The sequence below is a fragment of the Polynucleobacter sp. SHI8 genome (assembly GCF_027944005.1).
GTDB lineage: Bacteria > Pseudomonadota > Gammaproteobacteria > Burkholderiales > Burkholderiaceae > Polynucleobacter.
Genome location: NZ_AP027204.1, coordinates 324,943 through 349,927, shown reverse-complemented (window position 1 = coordinate 349,927; position 24,985 = coordinate 324,943). Strand labels below are relative to the sequence as shown.

29 protein-coding genes are annotated in these 24,985 nt (G+C 42.2%); 13 read left to right on the top strand and 16 right to left on the bottom strand.

The features are described 5' to 3' along the window. Nucleotide 1 precedes the first annotated feature (1 nt). Genes QMN06_RS01865 through QMN06_RS01850 form a run of 4 tightly spaced genes read right to left on the bottom strand, consistent with a single transcriptional unit; the run spans nucleotide 2 to nucleotide 3,636 of the window. Nucleotides 2-436, bottom strand: coding sequence for a heme-binding protein (locus QMN06_RS01865; RefSeq protein WP_281970809.1), 435 nt, complete (start codon nucleotides 434-436; stop codon nucleotides 2-4). 22 nt (nucleotides 437-458) lie between these two features. Further along, a complete protein-coding gene (locus tag QMN06_RS01860; RefSeq protein WP_281970808.1) occupies nucleotides 459-1,427 on the bottom strand; it encodes a tripartite tricarboxylate transporter substrate binding protein in 969 nt (322 codons plus the stop codon). A gap of 15 nt (nucleotides 1,428-1,442) precedes the next feature. Beyond that, nucleotides 1,443-2,348 carry a dihydrodipicolinate synthase family protein gene (locus tag QMN06_RS01855; RefSeq protein WP_281970807.1) on the bottom strand — a complete coding sequence of 302 codons (906 nt, stop codon included), beginning with the start codon at nucleotides 2,346-2,348 and terminating at the stop codon, nucleotides 1,443-1,445. A 28-nt stretch (nucleotides 2,349-2,376) separates the two neighbouring features. Next, the gene (locus tag QMN06_RS01850; RefSeq protein ID WP_281970806.1) at nucleotides 2,377-3,636 is read right to left on the bottom strand and encodes a flavin-dependent oxidoreductase; all 1,260 of its coding nucleotides are present in this window, start codon (nucleotides 3,634-3,636) and stop codon (nucleotides 2,377-2,379) included. A gap of 105 nt (nucleotides 3,637-3,741) precedes the next feature. Between QMN06_RS01850 and QMN06_RS01845 the strand changes: the two genes are divergently transcribed. After that, the gene (locus QMN06_RS01845) at nucleotides 3,742-4,656 is read left to right on the top strand and encodes a LysR family transcriptional regulator (protein ID WP_281970805.1); all 915 of its coding nucleotides are present in this window, start codon (nucleotides 3,742-3,744) and stop codon (nucleotides 4,654-4,656) included. A gap of 22 nt (nucleotides 4,657-4,678) precedes the next feature. Next, a complete protein-coding gene (locus tag QMN06_RS01840; protein ID WP_281970804.1) occupies nucleotides 4,679-5,911 on the top strand; it encodes an MFS transporter in 1,233 nt (410 codons plus the stop codon). Here the strand turns inward: QMN06_RS01840 and QMN06_RS01835 are convergent. After that, nucleotides 5,903-7,339 (bottom strand): amidase, encoded by a 1,437-nt coding sequence (locus tag QMN06_RS01835; protein ID WP_281970803.1) that lies wholly within the window; start codon nucleotides 7,337-7,339, stop codon nucleotides 5,903-5,905. The two genes, QMN06_RS01840 and QMN06_RS01835, sit on opposite strands and share 9 nt — an antisense overlap. A gap of 86 nt (nucleotides 7,340-7,425) precedes the next feature. Here QMN06_RS01835 and QMN06_RS01830 point away from each other — a divergent pair, with 86 nt between their 5' ends. Further along, nucleotides 7,426-9,045, top strand: a complete 1,620-nt coding sequence (locus QMN06_RS01830; protein WP_281970802.1) for an MFS transporter — start codon at nucleotides 7,426-7,428, stop codon at nucleotides 9,043-9,045. 8 nt (nucleotides 9,046-9,053) lie between these two features. Here the strand turns inward: QMN06_RS01830 and QMN06_RS01825 are convergent, their stop codons facing one another. The 6 genes from QMN06_RS01825 to xerD form a co-directional block, all read right to left on the bottom strand. Further along, nucleotides 9,054-9,695: an FMN-binding negative transcriptional regulator gene (locus QMN06_RS01825; RefSeq protein WP_281970801.1), complete on the bottom strand. Its 642-nt coding sequence runs from the start codon at nucleotides 9,693-9,695 to the stop codon at nucleotides 9,054-9,056. A 58-nt stretch (nucleotides 9,696-9,753) separates the two neighbouring features. Beyond that, nucleotides 9,754-10,734 carry a magnesium and cobalt transport protein CorA gene (locus QMN06_RS01820; protein ID WP_281970800.1) on the bottom strand — a complete coding sequence of 327 codons (981 nt, stop codon included), beginning with the start codon at nucleotides 10,732-10,734 and terminating at the stop codon, nucleotides 9,754-9,756. 68 nt (nucleotides 10,735-10,802) lie between these two features. Beyond that, complete coding sequence (locus QMN06_RS01815) at nucleotides 10,803-11,111, bottom strand: high-potential iron-sulfur protein (protein ID WP_281970799.1); 309 nt, start codon at nucleotides 11,109-11,111, stop codon at nucleotides 10,803-10,805. 138 nt (nucleotides 11,112-11,249) lie between these two features. Continuing rightward, nucleotides 11,250-11,945, bottom strand: coding sequence for a GTP cyclohydrolase I (gene folE, locus QMN06_RS01810; protein WP_281970798.1), 696 nt, complete (start codon nucleotides 11,943-11,945; stop codon nucleotides 11,250-11,252). A 94-nt stretch (nucleotides 11,946-12,039) separates the two neighbouring features. Beyond that, nucleotides 12,040-12,666 (bottom strand): glycerol-3-phosphate 1-O-acyltransferase PlsY, encoded by a 627-nt coding sequence (gene plsY / locus QMN06_RS01805; RefSeq protein WP_281970797.1) that lies wholly within the window; start codon nucleotides 12,664-12,666, stop codon nucleotides 12,040-12,042. Between the two features lies 1 nt (nucleotide 12,667). Then, nucleotides 12,668-13,594, bottom strand: coding sequence for a site-specific tyrosine recombinase XerD (gene xerD / locus QMN06_RS01800; RefSeq protein ID WP_281970796.1), 927 nt, complete (start codon nucleotides 13,592-13,594; stop codon nucleotides 12,668-12,670). Nucleotides 13,595-13,612: 18 nt separating this feature from the next. On the opposite strand from xerD, the gene QMN06_RS01795 reads away from it, so the two are divergent. Then, nucleotides 13,613-14,506: an AEC family transporter gene (locus tag QMN06_RS01795; protein WP_281970795.1), complete on the top strand. Its 894-nt coding sequence runs from the start codon at nucleotides 13,613-13,615 to the stop codon at nucleotides 14,504-14,506. A gap of 3 nt (nucleotides 14,507-14,509) precedes the next feature. On the opposite strand, the gene QMN06_RS01790 is transcribed toward QMN06_RS01795, so the two are convergent. Further along, on the bottom strand, nucleotides 14,510-14,995 hold the full coding sequence (locus QMN06_RS01790; RefSeq protein ID WP_281970794.1) for a YajQ family cyclic di-GMP-binding protein: 486 nt from the start codon (nucleotides 14,993-14,995) through the stop codon (nucleotides 14,510-14,512). 44 nt (nucleotides 14,996-15,039) lie between these two features. Here QMN06_RS01790 and murB point away from each other — a divergent pair, with 44 nt between their 5' ends. After that, nucleotides 15,040-16,077 (top strand): UDP-N-acetylmuramate dehydrogenase, encoded by a 1,038-nt coding sequence (gene murB, locus QMN06_RS01785; RefSeq protein ID WP_281970793.1) that lies wholly within the window; start codon nucleotides 15,040-15,042, stop codon nucleotides 16,075-16,077. 14 nt (nucleotides 16,078-16,091) lie between these two features. On the opposite strand, the gene sodB is transcribed toward murB, so the two are convergent. After that, entirely contained in the window at nucleotides 16,092-16,670 is a 579-nt protein-coding gene (sodB, locus tag QMN06_RS01780; protein WP_281970792.1) for a superoxide dismutase [Fe], read from the bottom strand. A 96-nt stretch (nucleotides 16,671-16,766) separates the two neighbouring features. Further along, entirely contained in the window at nucleotides 16,767-17,972 is a 1,206-nt protein-coding gene (gene xseA / locus QMN06_RS01775) for an exodeoxyribonuclease VII large subunit (protein WP_281970791.1), read from the bottom strand. A gap of 255 nt (nucleotides 17,973-18,227) precedes the next feature. Between xseA and QMN06_RS01770 the strand changes: the two genes are divergently transcribed. Genes QMN06_RS01770 through adk form a run of 6 tightly spaced genes read left to right on the top strand, consistent with a single transcriptional unit; the run spans nucleotide 18,228 to nucleotide 22,055 of the window. Continuing rightward, nucleotides 18,228-18,842 (top strand): MotA/TolQ/ExbB proton channel family protein, encoded by a 615-nt coding sequence (locus QMN06_RS01770; protein ID WP_281970790.1) that lies wholly within the window; start codon nucleotides 18,228-18,230, stop codon nucleotides 18,840-18,842. Continuing rightward, a complete protein-coding gene (locus tag QMN06_RS01765; protein WP_281970788.1) occupies nucleotides 18,842-19,333 on the top strand; it encodes a biopolymer transporter ExbD in 492 nt (163 codons plus the stop codon). Before QMN06_RS01770 ends, QMN06_RS01765 begins: the two co-directional genes overlap by 1 nt. Before the next feature lie 9 nt (nucleotides 19,334-19,342). Next, nucleotides 19,343-20,395, top strand: coding sequence for a tetraacyldisaccharide 4'-kinase (gene lpxK / locus QMN06_RS01760; protein WP_281970787.1), 1,053 nt, complete (start codon nucleotides 19,343-19,345; stop codon nucleotides 20,393-20,395). Nucleotides 20,396-20,409: 14 nt separating this feature from the next. Continuing rightward, nucleotides 20,410-20,589 (top strand): Trm112 family protein, encoded by a 180-nt coding sequence (locus tag QMN06_RS01755; RefSeq protein ID WP_281970786.1) that lies wholly within the window; start codon nucleotides 20,410-20,412, stop codon nucleotides 20,587-20,589. 4 nt (nucleotides 20,590-20,593) lie between these two features. Beyond that, a complete protein-coding gene (gene kdsB, locus QMN06_RS01750; RefSeq protein WP_281970784.1) occupies nucleotides 20,594-21,349 on the top strand; it encodes a 3-deoxy-manno-octulosonate cytidylyltransferase in 756 nt (251 codons plus the stop codon). A gap of 37 nt (nucleotides 21,350-21,386) precedes the next feature. Then, on the top strand, nucleotides 21,387-22,055 hold the full coding sequence (adk, locus tag QMN06_RS01745) for an adenylate kinase (RefSeq protein WP_281970783.1): 669 nt from the start codon (nucleotides 21,387-21,389) through the stop codon (nucleotides 22,053-22,055). A 9-nt stretch (nucleotides 22,056-22,064) separates the two neighbouring features. On the opposite strand, the gene nrdR is transcribed toward adk, so the two are convergent. Continuing rightward, nucleotides 22,065-22,511 carry a transcriptional regulator NrdR gene (gene nrdR / locus QMN06_RS01740; protein WP_281970782.1) on the bottom strand — a complete coding sequence of 149 codons (447 nt, stop codon included), beginning with the start codon at nucleotides 22,509-22,511 and terminating at the stop codon, nucleotides 22,065-22,067. A gap of 9 nt (nucleotides 22,512-22,520) precedes the next feature. Further along, nucleotides 22,521-23,768, bottom strand: coding sequence for a serine hydroxymethyltransferase (glyA, locus tag QMN06_RS01735; protein WP_281970781.1), 1,248 nt, complete (start codon nucleotides 23,766-23,768; stop codon nucleotides 22,521-22,523). Nucleotides 23,769-23,911: 143 nt separating this feature from the next. On the opposite strand from glyA, the gene tolQ reads away from it, so the two are divergent. Both tolQ and tolR read left to right on the top strand, forming a co-directional pair. Then, nucleotides 23,912-24,580 (top strand): protein TolQ, encoded by a 669-nt coding sequence (tolQ, locus tag QMN06_RS01730; RefSeq protein WP_281970780.1) that lies wholly within the window; start codon nucleotides 23,912-23,914, stop codon nucleotides 24,578-24,580. Continuing rightward, on the top strand, nucleotides 24,558-24,983 hold the full coding sequence (gene tolR / locus QMN06_RS01725; RefSeq protein ID WP_281970779.1) for a protein TolR: 426 nt from the start codon (nucleotides 24,558-24,560) through the stop codon (nucleotides 24,981-24,983). Before tolQ ends, tolR begins: the two co-directional genes overlap by 23 nt. Nucleotides 24,984-24,985 lie beyond the last annotated feature (2 nt).

The window sequence follows — 24,985 nt, the reverse complement described above, 5'->3', positions numbered from 1 at the left end:
CTTAAGCCTTGTATCCAGTTTTTTCATAAAAATAAACGAGTGCGGCTTCAGCCACGACTTGGTCTTCCACCGCGGTACCTGAACTGATACCGATACCACCAACGATTTGTCCGTCTACAAATACCGGAAATCCACCACCAATAATGCTAAAGTGCCCGCCATTGGTTACATGAATACCAAATGTTGATTTACCTGGCACACATAATTCGTTATAAACATGTGTCCCCTTACGCGCAACCGCACCAGTAAACGCTTTATCAATGGCAATCGGTGTACTACTCACTTTGCCACCGTCCATGCGATCAAACGCCATCAAATGTCCCGACTCATCTGTAACAGCAATACACATAGGGATATTCATTTCTACTGATTTGTGGGTTGCCCCGTCAATCAATATTTTTGCTTCTGCAAGGGATAAACGTTTGATGGTTAACATGGGATGCTCCTTTAGGTATAAGTTATTCTTTGACTATATTTTGTGTTGCTAATATTTTTTGATATTTAACAAAATCACTTTGTAACATTTTATTAAATGCATCTCTTGAAATACTTTTCGGCTCTAAACCTTCTTCAATCAATCGCTCACGAATGGTGGGATCTTTGACGATTTCATTGACTTCTTTATTTAATAAATCCAAGACGGCAACAGGTGTTCCCTTAGGTGCAACTAGGCCAAACCAGCCAGAGGCGTGATACCCAGGTAACGCATCAGAGATTAATGGAAACTCTGGATACTTAGTCATCTTAGAAGTACCAGCAACTCCTAAAATTCGTAATTTGCCACTACGTTCATGCTGAATGATGGATGGCATTGGGTTAAACATAAATTGCACACTCCCCCCAAGCAAATCATTTAATCCTTGTGAACTGCCTTTATATTGGACTTGAGTGGTTTGTATACCTGCAGTCATGCCAAACAATACCCCTGCTAGACCCTGTGTCGAAGCTGTTCCACCAGAAGCCCAGTTCAGCTCATTCGGATGAGACTTACCGTATTCAACCAATTCCTTCACAGATTTGACTGGCAATTTAGGGTTAACAGCCAAGACTAAAGGGGCATCAGTAAATATGGCAACACCTGTAAAATCTCCCAATGGATCGTAAGGCTGATTTTTAATAATCGATGGTGTCATTAAGAATGTTGGTGTAGCAAGTCCCAAGGTATATCCGTCGGCTGATGACTTGGCAACAAAATTCATGCCAATGGTGTTACTACCTCCACCACGGTTTTCAATCACCACAGATTGTTTCAGGCGAAGGCTTAATTGTTGACCAATTAAGCGCGCTACTTGATCAGCACCCCCACCTACTGCATAAGGAACAATGATCGTAATAGGTTTCTTGGGATAGTCCGTTTGTGCCGAAGACACTCCTGATATACAAAAGAAACTCAGAGCAAATACTTTTGCCCAGTCAATAAACTTCACTTCTTACTCCCTTACTTATTTAATTAGAAAATCCGTTGTCTTCAGATAGGCCTCTAACGCTTTTAAATCCTCTCCGCCAATGGGGGGATGCGGCGGATAAGGATCTCCAGCAGAAAGACCCATCAATTTAAAGGAAGCTTTCATGGTTGGTGTTAGACCATGTCCCATCCAACGATTCGGGTAACTAGCAAATTGTAACTGTAGACGCGTCGCTTCTTTTAAATCACCTTGAATAAACGCCTGCACTACTTTATTCGCTAAATAGGCTGCTGGAGGAGGTAGAGTAATTCCGGATCCACCTAACTGTAATGTAATTAACAACATTTGCATGGTTGTAAAGTAACGAGCGTGTCCTGCAAGTTCGATTTCAGCAATCAGTCTTGAAACGCGAGATAAATCACGTGAACTTTCCTTGATGTAATCAATCCCTTTGAGTTTAGATAAGGCAATTGTCGTAGGGATCGAAGTATTCGCACCAGGTCCAGGATTGAGATACAGAACCATTGGAACTTTAATTTGTGCTAACACTGCTTGAAAATAATCTAATGTTTCTTGATGAGATGGTTCTCCACCAAATGCACGTAAAGGTGCTAAAAGCTGTACCGCCTGGGCTCCTAAATCTTGAGCATAGTGGGCAAGTTCAATCGCAATTTTATAGCTTGGATGAGAAATCCCCACAGCAACGGGACATCTATTACCAACAAACTCGATTGTTTTTTTAATGAGTTCTTTACGTTCTTCTAATTTGAGGTAGTGATATTCTTGCGCCTCAACTCCTGCAGCAATGACCATCGCAGCATTACAGTCATCGACTACATAATTAACGCCTTTTTCTAATAATGCATAGTCAACTTGTTGTTGATCATTAAAAGGTGTTAACGGCGGAATAATCAATCCTGGTAATTTTAGTTCTAAACTCATTTGTCTCCTCCAAGTTATTGTTACTGCACTAAACGTATGCTGGCTTTTGGTCTAATTGTTTGACTTGAAACCCTGCCACATTTTTATAATCGTTTAGTATAGCTTCCATTTCTGATTGACTGATAACGTCTTCAATCTTATTAAAGCGTTTGCCACCCGTTCGCTCGTGTACCACTTTTAAAATGGTATCTGGCGGGTTTGCTCGGTTCATCAATACCACCTTACCAGTAGCGGCAACTCGCTCTTTGTCATATTCTTGCAGAGCAGTTTCATTCACTCCATGACGTTTGAACGCACCTGTTAAAAATCTTGCATCAAGAATAGTTTGACCAGCGCCATTCGAACCCCTTGGATACATTGGATGTGCCGCATCTCCCATTAAGGTAACGCGACTATTGGTCCAGGTTGGTAAGGGATCACGGTCTACCATTGGATACACCATGAATTTTTCTGTTTTTTTGAGTAGGCCTTTGATGTCTAGCCAATCAAAATCCCAACTGTCATAGGCGTCATAAAAATCTTCTAATTTAGCAGCGCCATGGAAATTCCATTTTTCTGGCTTTGGACGAATCTGTGTTGCCACAAAGTTCATCAGTTGATTACCCTCATCATCAATATTGTTCCGAATCGGATAGATCATGATTTTTCCAACTGGCATCCAACCGGCACGAATCGTATCCGCACCGCTTAAAAAAGGCTTAAAGGGTGTAACACCGCGCCAAATCGTGTAACCAGAATATTTCGGCTCACCTTCATTGGGATATAACAAACCTCGTAACACGGAATAAATGCCATCACACCCAATCATGACCGAGGATCTGACGGATGGGAGAGGTTCACCATCACGATTGACAAAATGTGAGGTAACACCATCCGCGTCTTGATCGTAGCCGACAAATTTATGATTGGTTGCAATCACATCATCACCCAGGCGCTCTTTAGCAGCTTCGAGTAAAAGCATTTGTAAATCACCGCGGTGAATTGAAAATTGTGGCCATTTGTAACCTGCCGCTTGACCAACAATTTCTCGATAAATTAACTGACCATGATGGTTGTAGTACGAAGCATCTTTTGTACGAATACCCACACGGTCAAGTGCCGGTAATAAACCTAGTTCTTCTAGTTCGCGCACAGCGTGGGGTAACAAATTAATACCTGCCCCCAATGGTTGTAACTCTAATACAGACTCATAAACGCGACTTTTTACACCGATCTGATGCAAACTAATCGCTAAAAATAGTCCTGCAATACCTCCACCCACAATGGCTACTTCAGTATCTTTTTCCATTTTTTATCCTTTTTGTATTTCTATTAATATATTCCATATAAAAAAACTTGTCTAATATCTAAAAAATGCTAAATTAATACTTTTAAGATATCGATAGGCTTTTTTGTGGAATTAAGACATTTACGATACTTTGTGGCCGTTGCTCAGGAAGAGCACATGACACGCGCAGCTGCCAAATTAGGTATCCAACAACCACCGCTCACGCAGCAAATTCAGCTTCTTGAAAAAGAACTCGGGGTCAAGTTATTTCTTCGAGAATCCCGCCGTATTCAACTCAGCCCCGCTGGCCGAGTTTTTTTAACGGATGCTCAGGCCATCCTGGCGAGTGTCGACCAAGCGGTTCTTCGCGTCCAACGTTTTGAGTTAGGTGAAGAGGGTAACCTTCGATTAGGCTTTACGAGTTCTGCTTCCATGCATCAAATGACGCCTGATTTAGTGCGTACTTTTCGGCATACATATCCTCTCATCCAACTGGATATTGAGGAAGGTGCGGCTCACGACCTGATGAACGCACTGGCTCAAGAAAAAATCGATGTCGCTTTTTCGCGCTCGTCTGTCAAGCCATATCTAGGTATTGCAAGTGTCGAACTTCTCAAAGAGGATATGGTGGTCGCCATTCCAATGAATCATCCTTTGAGCTCGATTCCTAATGGGGTTCTTAGCCTAAAAGATTTACGTGATGAGAATTTTATTTTCTACCAACAAGTAAACGGCTCAGGTATTAAAGAGAGCTTAATCAATGAATGCGCTAAGGTGGGCTTTGAACCAAAGTCAGCGCAAGTGGTTTACCGCATTATGGGTGCGTTGCATATTGTGGCTTCTGGCCTAGGTATTGCCATCGTGCCAAAGTCGATGCAAGCGATCCAGCCAGACAGTGTGGTGTATAAAACTTTTCATCCGAACTCGGTATTGACTGTGCCGTTGAGCCTTGCATACCGAGAAAACTCTTCGAAGCTCGCAGTAAAACGATTTCTGAAGCTTGCTCATGATTTCACAAACGATTGGCTTCTAAAGCATTAAGATATCGTTTTAAGGGATTTTCATGTCAAGTACCAAAGCACCTGCATTTGCTGCCTTCAAATTTGTTGGCTTTCGATTTCATGTCATCACCTACATGCTAGCAATGATGGCCGATAGTGTTGAACATGTCATCAGTTATTGGATGCTGTATCAAAAATTCCACTCCCCTGAACTTGCAGGCTTTGCAGTTTTGTCTCATTGGCTACCTTTTTTATTCTTTTCAGTTCCTGCAGGGGCGCTCGCGGATAAATATGATCCTCGTCGTCTAATTCAGGCAGGTATTGCTTTATTTATGATTTGCTCTTTGTCATGGGCCTATCTTTTTATTACGGATACGGTTGAGCAATGGCATGCGATGATTTTATTGGTCTTACATGGCTTTGCTGGCGTCTTGTGGCATACGATTTCGCAAATCCTGTTGTATGACATCGTTGATGCCTCTGTACTGCCCAGTGCGGTGCGTATTCTGGCTAGTGCGCGTTATTTAGGCCTATTAATCGGCCCAGCAGTTGGGGCAGGACTCATGCTCACGGTTGGCCCTAAATATGGCCTGATTGTGAATGCATTTTTATATTTACCTACAATCTTATGGCTAGCAACCGCACCTTATGGTCCTGCATTCCGTGTTGGTGAAGCTCCAGTCAAACGCGCTGTCAAAGGTTTCCAAGATATCGTGCAAACGATTCGTGATATTTCTGGGAAAAGTGTGATTGTCTCCATGATTCTTCTTGCTGGAACTGCCTCATTTTTTGTCGGTAATGGCTATCAAGCACAAATGCCAGGCTTTGCCCAAGACTTGGGACACGGAGATCCGGGTCTTTTATATAGTCTTCTTTTAGGTGCTGACGCTGCTGGTGCCTTGATTGCTGGTATTGTTTTAGAGAGTCGTGGTTTCTTAAAACCACATCCTCGAACTGCATTGATATTGGCTATTTGTTGGTGTGTGATTTTGCTAACCTTTGCTCTGAATCAAAGTTATTACTTTGCAATTGCCTTGTTGCTAGTGTGTGGATTTTTTGAATTAGCATTTAACTCCATGGCGCAAAGTATTGTGCAAATCAATGCCCCAACAGAAATTAGAGGGCGTGTGATTGGACTTTACAACATGGCAGCATTAGGTATGCGCGCTGGTTCTGGAATTACGGTTGGACTCGTCGGTGGCATGATCGGGATTCATGCATCTTTAGCAATTGCTGCTGCGACTCTCTTGTTCATCATTAGCTTTATTTTGATGCGCTATGGTCGTTCACTTTAGTAATGTAGGTTTGACTTGTGCGAATGGGGTAACCTGCTCCCAGGCAAATCCCATTTGCAAAAGTTCCATCTCGCCTTGTGGCTTACCAATCAACTGTAACCCAAACGGAACACCTTGGTGAAACCCTGCCGGTAAAGATAAAACAGGCAAGCCTGCTAACGTCGGTCCAAAAACAACCTCCATCCAACGATGATAGGTATCCATGGTATGTCCCGCAATGGTTTTTGGCCATGTCTGCTGCGCATCAAAAGCAAAGACCTGTGCGCTCGGCAAAACAAGTACATCATATGTCTGAAATAATCTTTGTAGTTCTTTTGTCCATGCTGTTCGGATCGCTGATGCTTGAAAAACTTCACTTGCTTTGAGTGCAATCGATTGTTCGATTTCCCAAATGGCCTCAGGTTTTAGTAGAGCACGTTGTTCCGGATTTTGGTAAAGCGACATTAACTTTCCGCCCGTTACAAAAGCTCTTAAAACTAACCATGCTTGCCATAACTGATGCATATCAAACTGGGGAATCACCTGTTCAACAACACAACCCATAGCTTCAAAATATTTGAGGCTTTGGATCAATTGATCGAGTAAGCCTTCTTCCATGGGCAAGTACCCACCAAAATCACCAAGCCAGCCAACTCGCTTACCCTGCATGGTTGCTTCTAGTGATTGTTGATAGATTGCTGGTGAGCTTTGCAAGCTTAAGGGGTAGCGTGGGTCATGACCAGCATGTATCGCTAACATCATGGCTAAATCCGAAACGTTTCTTGCCATGGGACCATCGGTTGGTAATTGATCGTAATACACTTCCATACCGGTTCCTGATGGAACTCTGCCTTGTGATGGACGTAAGCCATAGACATTATTCCAGGCACTTGGATTACGCAATGATCCGCCAAAGTCGCTGCCATCCGTAATGGGTAACATATGCACTGCTAGCGCAACTGCTGCGCCACCACTACTACCTCCAGCCGATTTGGTTTGGTCATAACTGTTCAGCGTGGTGCCAAACAGCGTATTGTAGGTATGAGACCCAAGTCCGAATTCAGGGACATTGGTTTTGCCAATCAAAATGCCGCCAGAAGCACGCATGCGCTCCACGACAACTGAGTCTTGTGCGTTTATATTATTTTTAAAGATGGGGGAACCCAAGGTTGTTGGAATGCCCCTTGTTCCAGCCAAATCTTTTGGCGCAAGCGGAAATCCATACAAAAATCCCTTGTTAGATATTTGATGAAATTGTTGATCTTTTTCACGGGCTTGTTGTAATAGTTGTTCTTCATCTTGTAGCGAAATAATCGCATTGACATGGTGATTAAGGTGCTGGATCTGTTGGAGATAAGCGCGCATGACTTCTTCACAAGACACGCCTCTCTGATGAATCAGTTGAGATAGTTCAATCGCTGATAAGGCAGTAATGTTTTTCTCTAACATATTAAATTTCCATCAAATAAAATTGATTCTACCCAATTTAACTCCACAAACTCAATTTCATGCATCGGCAGTAAAATGAATTAAATATGTCATTCAAATCTTTTACTTCCGCCCTATCTAAAGAAGAAATCTGGTGGGCCCCGCTGAAGAATCGTGTCTTTAGCATGCTATGGCTCGCCTGGATGACTTCCAATATCTGTATGTGGATGAATGATGTCGCAGCTTCTTGGATGATGACTGATCTAGCGGCATCTCCAACATTAATTGCTCTGATTCAAACGGCATCTAATTTGCCTGTATTTTTATTAGGCTTGCCAAGCGGGGCTTTCGCAGATATTTTGAATCGGAAAAAGTATTTTATGGCAACCCAGATTTGGATTGCCTTCAATGCTGCGGTGTTGTGTTTTATGACTTTTACCAATTCGCTTAACGCACCATTATTATTGTTTTTAACCTTTACCAATGGTATTGGTCTTGCGATGCGTTGGCCTGTCTTTGCCGCTATCGTGCCTGATATTGTGAATCGCGAGCAACTTCCTTCAGCACTTGCTCTCAATGGTGTAGCTATGAATGCTTCACGTATTATTGGGCCACTCGTGGCAGGTGCTTTAATTGCGAGTGCTGGAACTGAGTATGTGTTTGCCCTCAATATGGTGCTCTCGTTAGGTTGTACCGTTCTCATATGGCGCTGGAAATATACATCCAACGTCTCACCTCTTCCGGGTGAGCGATTTTTAGGTGCTATGCGTGCTGGGATTCAATACGTAAAATCCTCCGCACGAATGCGCGCTGTGTTACTCCGAGTTTTTATCTTTTTTGTTCAATCATCAGCGTTAATGGCTCTTTTACCTGTGATTGCTAAAGATCACTTTAATGGTGATGCAAAAACTTTTACGATCTTATTATCCTGTTTAGGATTCGGGGCTATTGTGGCTGCGTCGCAATTACCTCGGTTGCGTCATCGCTTCGACAGAAACCAATTAGTCCCTATCAGCCAAATTTTGCAAGCAGTCGCCTCTATTGGAGTGGTTCTAGCCCCTTCCTTATGGTTGGCAGCCATCATGATGATGTTTAGTGGTGGTTTTTGGATTTTGACGGCTAACTCTTTATCCATTTCTGCTCAACTTGCTCTACCCAGTTGGATCAGGGCGCGTGGAATGTCTATTTTTCAGATGTCGTTAATGGGTGGTAGCGCTATAGGTGCGGCCATTTGGGGGAAACTCACGACTCACTCAAGCGTTACTTTTAGTGTCATTTGCGGATCCATCTTTGGCATCATGGCTGTGATGTTAACCAAACACCTGAAGATAGAGGGTGGTACTGAGGAAGATATGACTCCGGTTTGTCCGATTGAACACCCGATACCTGATCGTGATATTGATCCCGAAGCTGGTCCAGTAATGATTTCTTTGGAGTACAAAATTGGGAGTGAGAATATTGCAGCCTTTAAAGAGGTGATGCAACGTTCGCGAGATGCTCGATTGCGTCAAGGGGCTATGTCATGGAGCCTGTTTGAAGATGCAGAAAAAGTCGGGATGATGGTCGAAAATTTTGTCTTTGAAACTTGGGCTGATTATTTAAGACGTTTTGATCGTTTTACGACCAATGACCTCAATCTTCAAGAAGAACGCTATCAATATCATGTGGGTGCTAAACATCCGAAAATTACGCGTCGAGTGGCGACTTCTTTTTCTGATAGTAACTAAAAAATAAGTTAAGTTTTATTGATGTTTTGTTTAGCTAACTTAGCAAGATGCGCCATGTGAACATCGTCTTCAAGCACACTATTTTCTAACTGATCTAAAACAGCTAAACGATCTACTTCTTGACGATTTTGGCTTAATTTGAGTTTCCCAACCATGGATTCTATCGAAATTTCTAAACCACACAAAACGGAAATCATCGCATCTGTATAGTCTTGAGGTGCATCACTCACTTGCCATTCTGATCCACGCTTAGGTTCATGCCAGTTCGTTACGTTTTCTACATGAGCTCTTATCCAGGTCTTATCTTCCTTGAGAGAGATTTTTCCGCGCACATGAACTACAGAATAATTCCACGTAGGAACGACTTTACCAGTCTCTTTTTTCGTTGGATACCAACTAGGGGTGATATAGGATTGGGGTCCTTGAAACACTACTAGAACATCCACACTACCCACGCTTTTTAAAAAAGAATATAGAGGGTTTACTTTCGGGATATGCGCTTCTAAAGCCTCTTCTTTGTAGAAAAAAGGCAAGTGATTGACTTGTGGAATGCCCTGTTCAACAGTGACTAATAGGCCTAATGGATATGTTTGAACAATGGGCAACAAAATTTCAAGGCGCTCTTCCTTAAAATGCTGAGGTAAATACATCTTTATTTCCTAATGGGTATATTGAAAACAATTCTTTTCAATATACCCTATTTGAAATTTACAACCAATGGATCTTTTTAAAACGTCTAAATAAGAGGAAACAGCCTCCAAAAATAACTCCTAATGCCATCGGATATCCAAACTGCCACTGCAACTCAGGCATTCCTTCAAAGTTCATCCCCCAAATTCCGGCAAAGGAAGTAGCAAGTCCAAAAATACCTGCCCACGCAGCAAGTCGTTTGGTAATTTCAGTTTCATCAATCGTGACTAATGAAAGATTCACTTGAATCAATTGTGATAAAGCACTTTCTAATGTGTCGATACGATCAACAACACGTTTTAAGTGATCCTGTAAATCACGGAAATATTCATTTAACTCTCCACCTTCAAGAACAGCAGGTAATCTTCCGCCACTAAAGTTGGCAAATTTTTCAAGTAAAGGAACACATGCATGTTTTAGTGTCGATACTTTACGTTTCATATAGTACAAAGTTTCTACGTTACTGCGCCCTTTGACTTTGGTTTTGGTGAAGACGTCTTCCTCAATCAGATCTAAATCTAGCTCCATCTCATTCAGAACTTCAAAGTAATGATCGACAACATAATCGACGAGCGCATATAAAACATATCTAGAACCCATTTTCAGAAGGTGGGGCTCTTTTTCACAACGGGCTCTAACGCCTAAGAAATCCTGTGGGCTATTTTTACGGATCGATAAAATAAAGTTTTTACCTGTAAAAATATCCAATTCGCCTATTTGCAATTCTTTATCAGGTAGTAAGGTAATTAAATGCGCCACTGAAAAGAGGACATCGCCATACTCTTCTTTTTTTGGTCGTTGATTACTGTGGCGTACATCTTGAATCGCTAAATCATGCAAGTCAAACTCTTCTTGCATCATCTTAATTTCTTCATCGCCTGGATCTTTTAAAGCAACCCAAACAAATACATTTTCTTTTTTCAGGTATTCACTAACATCAGCAAAAGTAATATCAGCTAACTTATAGCCGTCTTTGTATGCAACGCAATTAACTAACATAAAAAAATCCTTTACAGTTTCCTGTAAAGGATTTTAATCAGTCTATACGAAAGTTTTAAGTCAGGGTATTAAGCCTTCGCTGCAAAGGCACTGCACCAGCCATTACCAGCAACTTGTTTACCAGGGAAAATCTGGCAACCACCAGCTGCTGATCCAGCAGCACCTTTGTATAAAGAGCAACCACTGCACTTTTGTGTAGGCTTATGCTTTGGATATTTAGCTGCGTCAACTTTTGTTGAATCTGCTTTGTAGCCTAAACCAACGGCTTGAGGATCTGTCTCAGGGAGCATTGGATCTGCTGCAAATGCTGTTCCAGCTGATGCTACCGCTAAGCTAGAGGCAGATAAAATCATGAATTGGCGACGATTGGTTTTCATTGCGTTTCCTTTCAAAGGGGTTTTAATTAAATCTAAAATGAAGCATAAATGATAATAATTATTTCTGTAAATTTTTTATAAGTAATTGTTTTAATTGGTTTTTTAAATGAAAATGATTCTCAATTAAACTTCATCCTTCTATTTATATCGACTGCCCAGTAAGGATAAGAATTCACGTCGTAGGTTAGGGTCTTTTAAGAAAGTGCCACGCATCACACTGTTCAACATCTTCGAATCAGAGTCTTTCACGCCCCGCCATTGCATACATAAATGGTCTGCATCCATCACGACTGCTAAACCGAGTGGTTTCATTTTTGCCTCTAAAACATCGGCCAATTGAATCACGGCTTCTTCCTGAATCTGCGGTCTGCCCATAATCCATTCGGTCATGCGCGCATACTTGGATAATCCGATTAAATTACTATCTTTATTGGGTAAAACTCCAATCCAGACCTTACCCATAATCGGACATAGGTGATGGGAGCAAGCACTTCTAACGGCAATAGGGCCAATTACCATCAGCTCGTTCAGATGCGAAACGTTGGGAAATTCCGTTAATGTTGGCATCGGTAAATAACGACCAGCAAATACTTCTTTGATAAACATTTTGGCAACACGGTTCGCCGTGTCCTGCGTATTGTGATCGCCTTCGGTATCAATTACCAAGCTGTCAAGAACCTCTTTCATTTTGGTCTTGACTTCAGCAAAAATGGCATCAATTTCGCCTGGCTCTAAATGCGCCGAGATATTATCATTTGCATGAAAGCGAACTTGCGCTTTTTTTAGTCTTTCACGAATTTTTACTGAAACAGGAATTCCGACATCTTCAGTCATTTGGTTTTCTTTTTTTGAGCTCATAGTAAGTATAAATAATAATTATTGAATGATTGTCGCAGTAAATGTATTTAATTTCTTGAGAGGTCTTTTTTTACTTTTTTTGGCCAATTTTTCCTTCACTACCATTCATCAATTGTTGAATATTCGATTGATGTCGCCAAATCAGTAAAACGCCAATAGCCAGAACTGCAATGCATACATCTTGATGAACGGTCTTATTGGTAAAGAAAAGAAAGTAAGCGTACAACGGCGCAAAAATGGCAGTGGTTAAAGCAGCCAAGGATGAATACCGAAAAAAGAAAGCAATGATTAACCAAGTACTTAAAGCGGCTAATCCTAAAATCCAGTGAATCCCAAATAAAACCCCAGCAGCAGTAGCAACTCCCTTACCCCCCTTGAAGCGATGAAAGATCGGAAATACATGTCCTAAGAAAACAGAAAATGCAACGCAGGCAATAACCCATTGCCAGGTATCTTGATGAAGAATCAAACTTTTAGCAATCATGACGGCAACAAAGCCTTTGAGAGCATCGCCAAGTAAAGTCAAAATCGCTGCTTTTTTATTACCTGTCCGCAGTACATTTGTAGCTCCAGGATTTCCTGACCCGTAGGAGTAGGGATTTGGCAAACCCATAGCTTTACTCACTAAAACGGCAAAGGAAATGGATCCTAAAATGTAAGCGCCAATGATGAGTGCTACAGCTAACCATGTTGTCATGTCATCCTCTAGGGTGATGTTGTTGATGAATATTTTTTAAACGTTCTCTTGCAATGTGGGTATAAATTTGTGTCGTCGATATATCCGCATGCCCTAATAATAATTGAACTACGCGTAAGTCAGCGCCATGATTGAGTAAATGCGTGGCAAAGGCATGTCTTAAGGTGTGTGGCGAAAGATGCCCCTGTATACCTGCAATCACGGCATATCGTTTGATGACATACCAAAATGCCTGGCGCGTTAAACAGTTCGCTGTATGACGACCAATAAATAAATACTCACTCGTTTGATGAGCAAGCAGTGTTGGTCTTGCTTGCTCTAAATACTGCCCTATCCAATTGGCTGCTTCACCGCCAAATGGGACTAAGCGTTCTTTATTTCCTTTACCTCCAACAATATGAATAATGCCTTCATTCAAACGTAAATGAATCAGCTTGAGCTGAATGATTTCAGATACCCTCAAACCGCTTGCGTACATCAGCTCAATCATGGCTCGATCACGTAGCCCTAAGTCCTCTTCAATATTTGGCGCATTGATTAATGCTTCAATTTGGGACTCGGTCAAACTCGTCGGAAATCTCATGGCTTGTTTAGCAGGTCTTATATTGATGCAGGGATCTTCTTCCAATAAGTTTTGCCGAATCATGTAACGAAAAAATCGTTTTAAAACAGTTAACCGTCGATTGGCGGATGTGGCTTTATCGGCTCTTCTTTTTGCCATGAAATCAGTGATTTCTACAGTCGTAGATTGAAGGATATTTTTTTGATATGCCTGATCAAGCCACTGCGCAAAAATCTCTAAATCACTTCGATACGCTCCAAGTGTGTTTTTTGATAAGCCATCTTCCAACCAAAGTGCATCTATAAAGCTGCCAATGTATTGTGTGCTTTGCCGTAAAATAGGCGATTGTTCATTAATTTTATTCATCGACCTTACAATTTTCTTTTGAATACCGCCTTTATACTTCTCCCTGATTTTATGCTGATTTTATTGGCATGGTGTTTGAATCGCTATACCTTTATCAAGCAATCAATTTGGGAGGGCGTAGAAAAATTAGTCTATTGGGTCTTATTTCCTTGCCTATTATTTAATGCTGCCGTCAACGCCAAATTAGTTTGGGCAGATAATTTCCTCATGCTATTACTTTTAGCTACCTGTATGAGCATCATGGGTCTATTAGCTTATAGTGCCCGCTGGTTATTTAAGCCAGATCCTATCAATCTTGTTTCTGGTATTCAAACAACTTTTCGATTTAATACCTATATTGTTCTAGCAGTTGCAACCCGCATATTAGATGCTCCAGGTCTAGAACTCATGGCTATCACCATCGCATGTCTCGTGCCAATCTCGAATGCTTTATCCGTTTATAGTCTTGCCCATCGATCAGGTCAAAATACCTTGTGGGAAATTATTAAAAACCCTTTTGTGATCGCTACTACTTCAGGTTTACTGTTGAATTTCCTAGGATTTCATTTACCTGAAATGGTCCAACTGAATATCTCTCGCTTAGGTAACTCCTCAATTCCTTTAGGCTTACTCTGTGTTGGCGCAAGTCTAAGATGGGTTAGTACGAAGAGTGATGGTGTGCTTGTCATGTACTGGACATTTTTAAAACTGATGGCGTTTCCAGCTCTTGCTCTGTTAGGAGCCAATCTCTTGCATTTGCCGCCTGAGCAAAAGTTCAATGCAGTTCTCTTTGCCTGCATGCCAACTGCGAATGCTGCTTTTGTTCTGGCTAGTCGTATGGGTGGTAACGGGCCTATTGTGGCCGTTACCATTTCTTTAATGACGCTCCTAGCTGCAGTGACAATTCCGTTTTGGATTTATCTCGCTAAATAAGCTTTAGTCTCTAAAATTATTGAAGTTGAGCGGAGACTCTGGTACTTCTTTACGAAGAAGTGCCATGGTGGCCTGCAAGTCGTCTCTTTTTGTTCCTGTAACCCGAACTGCATCTCCTTGAATACTTCCTTGAACTTTGATTTTGCTGTCTTTAATCACACGAATAATTTTTTTGGCTAAATCACCCTGTATACCTTTTTGTATCTCTACTACCTGTTTGATTTTATCGCCAGAAATTTTATCTTTTTTGCCGTCTTTTAAAAAACGTACATCCACTTGGCGTTTTGACATTTTATTCAGCAATACATCTTTGACTTGAGCCAATTTAAAATCATCGTCAGCAAACATCGTGAGCTCTTGTTCTTTGAGTTCAACTCTTGAATCAGACCCCTTAAAATCGAAGCGTGTCGAAATCTCTTTATTGGCTTGCTCTAAAGCATTTTTTACTTCAACCATATCTGGTTCTGAAACGACATCAAATGATGGCATCGAATTTCTCCTTCTGTAAATGAATTCAGTAATAATATCTCTCTGTGCAGATATTATTCAATTTTCCTCTCAAATCGTTGAATTCTTTTGGTTTTGATGTCAAAGCAAAAGAATTTGTTCGTATTCATCATACTCAAGATTTGCTTGAAGCACTTGAGTACGCAAATTCCCAGCAAATGCCTTTTCAGATTCTCGGCGGTGGTAGTAATGTTCTTTTAAAAGAAGATTTACCGGGTCTGACAATCCATCTTGAGTTATTGGGGAAGTCGATCATCCATCAATCGGCTACTCACACCTTTATTGATGTTGCTGCTGGCGAAAACTGGCATGAGTTTGTGGCCTGGACTCTTGAAAATCATTCTCCTGGCCTAGAAAACCTGGCTTTAATTCCAGGAACCTGTGGAGCAGCGCCGATTCAGAACATTGGTGCTTATGGTGCGGAAGTGGCTACTTGGATTGATTCTGTTGAAGTGCTTGATCTACACCACTTGGGCGATGATCAGGCATGGCAGACTTTATCTCGTCAAGACTGTCAATTTACCTATCGGCAGAGTATTTTTAAAAAGGTGCCAAATCGTTATATCGTTACCCAAGTGCGCTTTGCGATTCCTAAGGCATGGCAAGCCAATCTTCAATATGCTGAACTTGCTAATTATTTCCTGCATCAACCCACACCATCAGCACAAGAGATTTTTACAGCGGTCTGCCAAATTCGGAGTAACAAACTTCCAAGTCCTGAGCTCTTAGGTAATGCTGGAAGCTTTTTCCATAATCCGCAAGTCAATCAAGCAACTTACTTAGCCCTTAAGGAAAAATTTCCGCAACTGGTTGCCTATGCGGGAGATTCTGTCAATGGCGATACGCTCTATAAGTTGGCCGCGGGATGGATGATTGATCAATGTGGCTTCAAAGGTTTTCGTCAAGGGAATGTCGGTGTCTACGAAAAACAAGCTCTTGTTTTAGTCAATCATGGCAACGGCACCGGTCAAGAAATGCTGGTTTTAGCAAACCTGATCAAAGAAAAAATCCACGCTGTTTATGGCGTGGATTTAACTCAAGAACCGATCTTAATGCCTAGTTGATCGGCAGCTATTACTTAAGCAAAGTTTGCTGCAGCAAAATCCCAGTTCACGAGATTCCAAAAAGACTCTACATATTTTGGACGTGCATTGCGGTAATCAACATAGTAAGCATGTTCCCATACATCACAGGTTAATAATGGCTTTGCATCGGTTGTGAGTGGTGTACCTGCATTGCTTGTAGATACTAAATCTAAGCTACCATCTGCTTTTTTCACTAGCCATGCCCAACCAGAACCAAATGTACCAACAGCACATTTTGTAAACTCTTCTTTAAACTTGTCAAATGAACCCCATTTAGCATTGATTGCATCCGCTAATGCACCTGTAGGTGCGCCGCCGCCTTGTGGCTTAAGCCCCATCCAGTAAAACGTGTGGTTCCATACTTGTGCTGCATTGTTAAAAATACCGCCTGTAGATTTTTTTACGATTTCTTCCAAACTTAAACTCTCAAACTCGGTACCTTTTTGTAAATTATTCAGATTCGTTACATAAGTCTGATGGTGTTTGCCATAGTGAAACTCTAAAGTTTCTTTTGAGATGTGTGGCGCTAAAGCGTCTAATGCATACGGTAGTGTTGGTAATGCGTGTTCCATGTCTTCTCCTAGGGGTTAAATCAATCAATTAATAATTCATTTTAAGCAGATATTTTGAAGCTTGCATATTTTTACAATTATTACCGTTTTCACTGTTTATTCATCAGAGGATAGTTCAATGGTCTTGAGCGTCAATTGCGCACTTCCTTTTGCCATGGCAACTGTATAGGTTTTTTCCGTATGTAAATCTTTTGGGTCACGCACTGCCATAGTCTCATCCAGAATCAGTGAGTACCCTCTTTCTAGAGTACGTTGTGGGCTGAGGGTTTCAATCTGAAACAGGTAGTGCTCTTGTTGCTGACGCCAATAACGCAGTTTTTCTTGCCACACACGCGTTAAACGTTCTTGTAACTGATTTTGTCGCTGGCGCATTTGTGTTGGATTGGGGATGGCGTGTTGTAAGCGCATACTTAATTGATCAATGCGTTGTGCTTCTCGCTCGAGCTTTTGTCTCATCATGCGCTGCATGAAATCGGCATATCCCTGAATTTGGCGCAGTAATTCTAAACGGTCAGGGGTTGCCATCTCCGCCGCGGCAGTCGGAGTAGGTGCTCGTAGATCAGCCACAAAATCAGCAATAGTGAAGTCTGTTTCATGCCCAACACCTGAAATAATAGGAATCGTAGAGCTGGCAATGGCATACGCTAGTTGCTCATCATTAAAAGCCCATAGGTCTTCAATACTCCCGCCACCCCTCACCAATAAAATAACATCGACTTGATTGCTTTTTTGGGCTTGTGCGAGTGCTTTTATCATGCCCGGTGCAGCCTCTGGTCCTTGCACAAGGCTTGGATAAATGATTACTGGGATGTGACTTGCTCTTCTTGCTAAAGTAGTTAATACATCTTTTAAGGCCGCTGCCTGAGTAGATGTGATGATACCGATGGCTTTTGGATGTAAGGGGATGTCTTTTTTATGAGAAACATCAAACAGACCCTCTTTTTCGAGTTTAGCCTTCAGCTTCATGAAGGCTTCAAACAGGGCTCCTGCCCCAGCCTTACGCATTTGCTGGACGGTAAGTTGCATATCGCCCCTGGCAGCATAAAAACCTACTTGCGCCGCAACTTCGACCTGATCGCCATCTTTTGGCTGAAAATCAACGGAATAGTTTCTTCCTTTGAACATCACCCCATTAATTTGGCTTTGTTCATCTTTTAATTTGAAATACCAATGACCGCTGGGATAACTTTTAAAGTTAGAGATCTCCCCTCTTACCCAAAGCGTATCAAAGGAGGCACTAATCAGCCCTGATATTGCCTCGTTCAGTTGGCCAACCGTCAGGATTTCGCTATTAAGTTCCATAGTTTTTAAGGGTAAATGTAGATTTTATAGGGGTTTTAGGGGTAAAAATGTCCACAGGCTTTGAAAACACAAGGAAAATGAAAATTAAAATTGACATCAATTTGTATTAACATGGTAAGTAATTGTTTTTAAATAGGATTTGTATTTTAGTGAGTTTCTTTTACCACCGATTTATGACATCTTCAAGGATTAAATTTTTTTTATTTAAAAGTTTTGCACAGGGTTATCCACAGATAAATCTAGTAAAGTGTGATTATGTTAACAATTATTTCAGCTTCCGGGTGGACCATCTGGCCTCTCCTGTTTATTTCTATGATTGGTCTTGCAATCATCCTTGAGCGGCTTTGGTTTTTGAGAAAAAACAAACTTTCTCCTACGGAAGATTTAGAGCGAGCACTTACATATTTAAGAAAAATTCATGTAGGACAAAGTCTGCAATCTTCTGATTTAGAGGATTTAGGCCATTCCTCACCCCTAGGAATTATCCTCTCTCAAGGACTTGCTGCTTTTATGAGCAAAGCGGGTCAATTGCAATGTTTAGAACTGATGCGTGATACTGCTTCGCCGATCCTTGTGCGTCTGAATCAATACCTCAGTACACTCGCCACCATTGCCACCATTGCCCCACTCATGGGTTTGTTTGGAACGGTTCTTGGCATGATTGAAATTTTTGGCAGTCAAGGGGCTAATGGATCACCCCAGCAATTGGCACAGGGTATTTCGATGGCTTTATACAATACCGCTTTTGGACTCCTGATTGCGATTCCGGCGATTGCCGGTTGGCGGTATTTACGCAATTTAGCAGATGCGCGGGCACATGAACTGAATGAGGCAACGCGCGTACTTTTGAAAAATATGTTTCCTCAATAATGCTCCAACATCGACCACTTCTCGATAGTCCTCAGAATAGCGACGCTGACCGCCTGGATATGGCTCACCTGGCTCCAGAAATTAATTTAATTCCATTTATTGATGTGCTCTTGGTCATCTTGATTTTTTTGATGATCTCAACAACCTTCACACAGTATCAAGAACTTGCCATTACTTTACCTAGTGTTGCGGGTGAAAGTTCTGCCACCAGCGTCAAAGAGATTCGGGTAGCGGTCAGCCGGGATGGTAAATACGCTATCAATGGCAACGTGGTGGAAACCACCGCATTAGCGGAAAAAATAAGTCTTATCAAAAATCAAGCCATGCAAAATAATGAAGCTAATGTCGATAACCTTAGGGTTGTTATTTCGGCGGATGCTAAAGCATCTCATCAAGCGGTCATGCAAGTACTCGAAATTGCTAGCCAAGTGGGGTTAAACAATATTGTTTTTGCAACTCAAGATACTCAGGCTACGCCTAAAAAAAGGTAAGTTGATTCTATGCAACTGCAAGCTCCTCAGTTTTGGGAATCTAAGGGACTCTTCTCCTACTGTCTATGGCCGCTTTCCTTCGTCTATGGGCTTGTCATTACTGTCAGAAAATTACTTTTCAAAATCAAGGTATTGACGAGTAATCGGTTACCTGTGCCAGTTATCTTTGTGGGTAACCTGCGCGTGGGTGGCACTGGGAAAACTCCCTGCGTCATCGCTTTAGCCAAAGCCCTTGCGCAACAGGGATTTCAGCCAGGGGTCATTACGCGTGGTTATCGTTCACAACTCCGGGGTGATGAAACTCAAGAAGTATGCACGACTGACCATGCTTTAGCGGTTGGCGATGAAGCTCTTCTGATGGCTCAACAACTTCAGTCTTCGCAGATTCCGGTATGGATTGGTTCGAATCGTTACTTGGCTGGTCTTTATCTGCTTAAAAAACATACATCTTGTAATGTCATTATTAGTGATGATGGGCTGCAACATCTAGCTTTAGCACGACAGGTGGCAAGGGATGGTGGTCAAGATATTGAAATCGTTGTGCGTGATGATCGGGGCGAAGGAAACGAATTACTATTGCCCGCTGGGCCACTTCGGGAACCTACAACGAGGCCTAGAGATTTAACCGTAAACATGAAAATCTATAGTGCAGAACATCATGTTAACTTAAATGATGTTGTAATGGCTCCACAGAGTTTTGAGATTGCTTGCTATATGCGTCAAGCCTATCAACTCATCAACCCTTCAATCCAGCAAGATCTCAACTATTGGCTAGGTAAACGTATCTTAGCAGTTGCAGGTATTGCTTTTCCTGAGAAATTTTTTAAGCCCTTGAGAGACTTAGGTCTTGATCTTGAATGCCTAGCACTTGAGGATCATGCGGATTTATCGTCATTCAACTGGAATCAATATCCACGAAGCTCAACAGATGTAATTTTAATGACTGAAAAAGATGCCGTAAAATGTCAACATCTTCAGGATGACAGAATTTGGGTTATTCCTCTAGAGGCTGTCATACCAAATGGAATGATGGATTGCATCAGAGAAATTTTGCATCGCTAACCAACGAGCTCATCATGGAAAAACGTTACTTAAATATTTTAGTTTGCCCCAACTGTAAAGGCAGTTTATCGCTTGATGAGGTCGCAAATGAGTTAATTTGTGATTTGGATAAATTGGCCTTCCCGGTTCAGGATGGTATTGCTGTGATGCTGATTGATCAGGCACGTCAAATCATGCCGGCTGTGAATCCTTAATTTGATGGAGACACCATTTGTTGCGGTAATTCCGGCAAGACTGTCTTCTACACGCCTGCCTCGTAAACCACTCGCGGATATTGGTGGTGCACCAATGGTGGTAAGAGTGGCGGAACAAGCGGCTAAAAGTGCTGCAAGTCGGGTGGTGGTGGCAACCGATAGTGATGAAATCATGGCCGTTTGTCAGGCACATCGCATTGAGGTGGTCAAAACCAAAGACTCGCATCCAACCGGCACCGATCGTCTGAGTGAGCTAGTATCACTCTTGGGGTTGGCTCAAGATGAGATTGTAGTGAATGTGCAAGGTGATGAGCCTTTTATCCCACCCCAGTTGATTAATCAAGTAGCGCAAGCCCTATCACAAAATCATGGGTGTGCGATTTCAACTGCCGCTGTGCAGATTGAGGACCATTTCGAGGTTAACAATCCAAATGTTGTCAAAGTAGTTTGTAATCTTCGCTCAGAAGCTCTTTACTTTTCACGCGCAGGGATTCCGTTTGCAAGGGATGTCCAACATACTCAATTCCCCTATTTACGACATCTAGGTATTTACGCTTATAGGGTGCATTTTTTGCAAGATTTTGCAAATCTCCCCCCAGCACCTATCGAACAAATCGAAGCTCTTGAACAACTGCGAGCCTTATATAATGGGTATAAAATACACGTTCAGGTTTTTCATGAAACACCGCCTCCTGGCATCGATACCCCTGAAGATTTGAAACTAGCCCAATTAAAATGGGCACAATTGCATCAAAAATAAAGTTATGATGTTGTAACGAATTTAAAAGGAATTAATCATGCGGCTCATTTTATTAGGCGCTCCTGGCGCAGGCAAAGGTACCCAAGCAAAATTTATTTGCGAGAAATACTCTATTCCTCAAATCTCCACAGGTGACATGCTGCGAGCTGCTGTAAAAGAAGGTACTCCTTTGGGTATTGAAGCAAAAAAAATTATGGACTCCGGTGGTCTAGTTTCTGATGACATCATTATTGGTTTAGTGAAAGATCGTTTGATGCAGCCTGATTGCGTTAAAGGATATTTATTTGATGGTTTCCCAAGAACCATTCCGCAAGCACAAGCGATGAAAGACGCTGGTGTGCCAATTGATTATGTTGTAGAAATTGATGTTCCATTTGAGGCGATTATCGAACGCATGAGTGGTCGTCGTGTTCACGTTGCTTCCGGAAGATCCTATCATGTCCGTTTTAATCCTCCCAAAATGGAAGGTAAAGACGATGTAACCGGTGAAGATCTCATCCAGCGTGATGATGATAAAGAAGTAACTGTGCGTAAACGTTTAGATGTCTATGATGCTCAAACAAAGCCTTTAATTGAGTACTACTCGTCCTGGGCAACGAAGGGTGATCCTCAAGCCAAGATTGCAGCTCCCAAATACTCAAAGGTTCATGGCACTGGCTCTGTCGACGAAATCACTAGTCGTGTCTTCGCTGCTCTTCAGGGTTAAGCAATCTACTTACTTGAGTTCTTTTAGAGCACTCTCAAAGGACTCAATATCCTCAAAGCTTCGATAAACGGATGCGTAACGAATATACGCCACCTTATCGAGTCGTTTGAGCTCTCGCATCACCATCTCACCAACCCGCGAGGTTGGAATCTCTTTTTCGCCTAGTCCGATGACTCGCTCTTCTAGGTGAGCAATTGCCGCATCTAGGGCATCCGATGATACTGGTCTTTTTCTTAAGGCTAAACGCATCGAACTGATGATTTTATCGCGACTGTATTCCACACGACTGCCATCTTTTTTGACGAGTGTAGGCATCGATAACTCCACTCGCTCGTAAGTGGTAAAGCGTTTGTCACACTTTTCACAACGGCGACGACGTCTAACTGCCCGCCCGTCTTCAGAAACTCTTGAGTCTAAGACTTGAGTTTCTTCATGTGGGCAAAATGGACAATGCATTGTGGTAAGTTATGCTCCGTAAACTGGGAAGCGTTTGGTTAACTGCTCAACTTCAGAACGCACACGATCAATCGTGGCTTGATCATTCGGTTGATCCAAAATGTCGGCAATCCAATTTCCAACCTGAACGGATTCGGGAACCTTAAATCCACGCGTCGTCATGGCTGGCGAACCTAAACGAATGCCGCTCGTCACAAATGGCTTTTCAGGGTCATTTGGAATTGAGTTTTTGTTCACGGTAATATGTGCTAAACCCAAAACTCTCTCAGCTTCTTTACCGGTGATGTTTTTGGCGCGTAAATCAACTAACATCACGTGAGACTGGGTTTTTCCAGAAATAATTCTGAGTCCACGGCTAACTAAAGTCTTCGCTAGTGCATCAGCATTATCTAAAGTCTGTTGTTGATACACTTTAAAGTCTGGTTGCGCTGCTTCTAAAAATGCGACAGCCTTTGCAGCAATCACATGCATGAGGGGGCCGCCTTGTAATCCCGGAAAAATCGCTGAGTTAATCGCTTTTTCGTGTTCAGCCTTCATGAGGATGATTCCGCCTCGGGGGCCACGCAGCCCCTTGTGCGTTGTTGAGGTAACAATATCAGCATGCGGGACTGGGTTAGGATACACACCAGCAGCAATCAAACCTGCATAATGCGCCATATCGACGAGGAAAATCGCTCCAACTTCTTTTGCTACTTTTGCAAATCGAGCAAAATCAATATGTAAAGAATATGCAGAGGCACCGGCGATAATGAGTTTAGGACGATGTTCACGAGCTAAGCGCTCCATAGCATCATAGTCAATGGCTTCATTGGCATCTAAACCGTAAGGAACAATATTGAACCATTTACCGCTCATATTTAATGGCATACCATGAGTTAAATGGCCGCCTTCAGCCAAGCTCATCCCTAAAATCGTGTCACCTGGCTTCAAAAATGCCAAAAATACTGCTTCATTCGCAGATGCACCACAATGTGGTTGCACGTTTGCAGCATCTGCGCCAAATAAGGTTTTTACGCGATCGATCGCCAGTTGTTCAGCAATATCCACGAATTCGCAGCCGCCGTAATAGCGCTTGCCTGGATAGCCTTCGGCATATTTATTGGTTAATTGTGAACCCTGGGCCTCTAAAACCGCTGGGGAAGTATAGTTTTCTGAGGCAATCAGCTCAATATGGGCCTCTTGACGATGATTTTCTGATTGAATGGCATTCCATACTGCGGGGTCAGTGATAGCGAGGTTTTTACTTCTTTCAAACATCTTTCAATTCCTTCATGAATTAGGGATAAAATACCAATCAATCCTATATGATACAAAACATGCTCAAACTTCACATGAAAGTTCAATTAATTCCGCTGTTTTTGTGGTTTAACACTATCTAACTAAATATTACTCATACACTCATGCAACACGAAGATCTTTCAATTATTAGCCTTGTCCTGAATGCCAGTATTGTCGTTCAGCTGATTTTGGTACTGCTGGTTTCCTTATCGATTGCATCTTGGTCTATCATCATTCGTAAGGGCTTTGCACTTGGCTCAGTCAAAAGAGCTACGGAAGATTTTGAAAAGAACTTTTGGTCAGGTGGCGACCTCAATACACTTCTCGAGGCAGCTCAGCGCAATCAGAAGAGTTATGCCAACTCTTTAGAAAGAATTTTTCAGTCGGGGATGCAAGAATTTTTAAAAGCAAGAGACATTGATCCAGCCCGTCGCGCGATGAAAGCTACCTACCAAAGAGAAATGGACTCACTCGAATCTAATTTGCCTTTTTTAGCATCGGTAGGCTCAGTATCCCCTTACATTGGTTTGTTCGGGACGGTTTGGGGGATTATGAATTCTTTCCGCGGCCTTGCCAATGTGCAACAAGCCACCTTAGCAAGTGTTGCTCCAGGAATTGCAGAGGCACTGGTAGCTACTGCGATTGGTCTCTTTGCTGCGATTCCTGCTGTCGTCTTTTATAACCGTAGTGCTTCTGATGTTGATCGTCTAGCGATTCGATTTGAGACGTTTATCGAAGAATTTACTAATATTTTGCAACGACAAACTCATGGCAAGTATCCAACGAAGTAGTCGCAGCGGCCGTCGCCGCGCCATGTCTGACATCAACGTCGTGCCCTATATTGATGTCATGTTGGTCTTGCTTGTCATCTTTATGGTGACTGCGCCGTTTGTTAATCCAGGGGTCGTGAATCTACCAAGCGTTGGTGGCGCGACAGTTCAACCATTACCCCCGATATTTTTAAATATTAATGAAAAAGAGCAAATTAAAGTGAATGAAAATGGTGCCGCAACTCGCACGCTAACGCGCACGCAATTAGGTGCCTTTGCACGTGAGCTCTCTGACAAAAACCCTGATCAACCGATGGTCATTGCAGCTGATAAGTCGATTCGCTATGAGGTCGTCATGGACGTTATGTCACAACTCAAAGAAAACGGCGTCAAACGCGTTGGTTTAGCCGTTAAGAGTAAATAAGT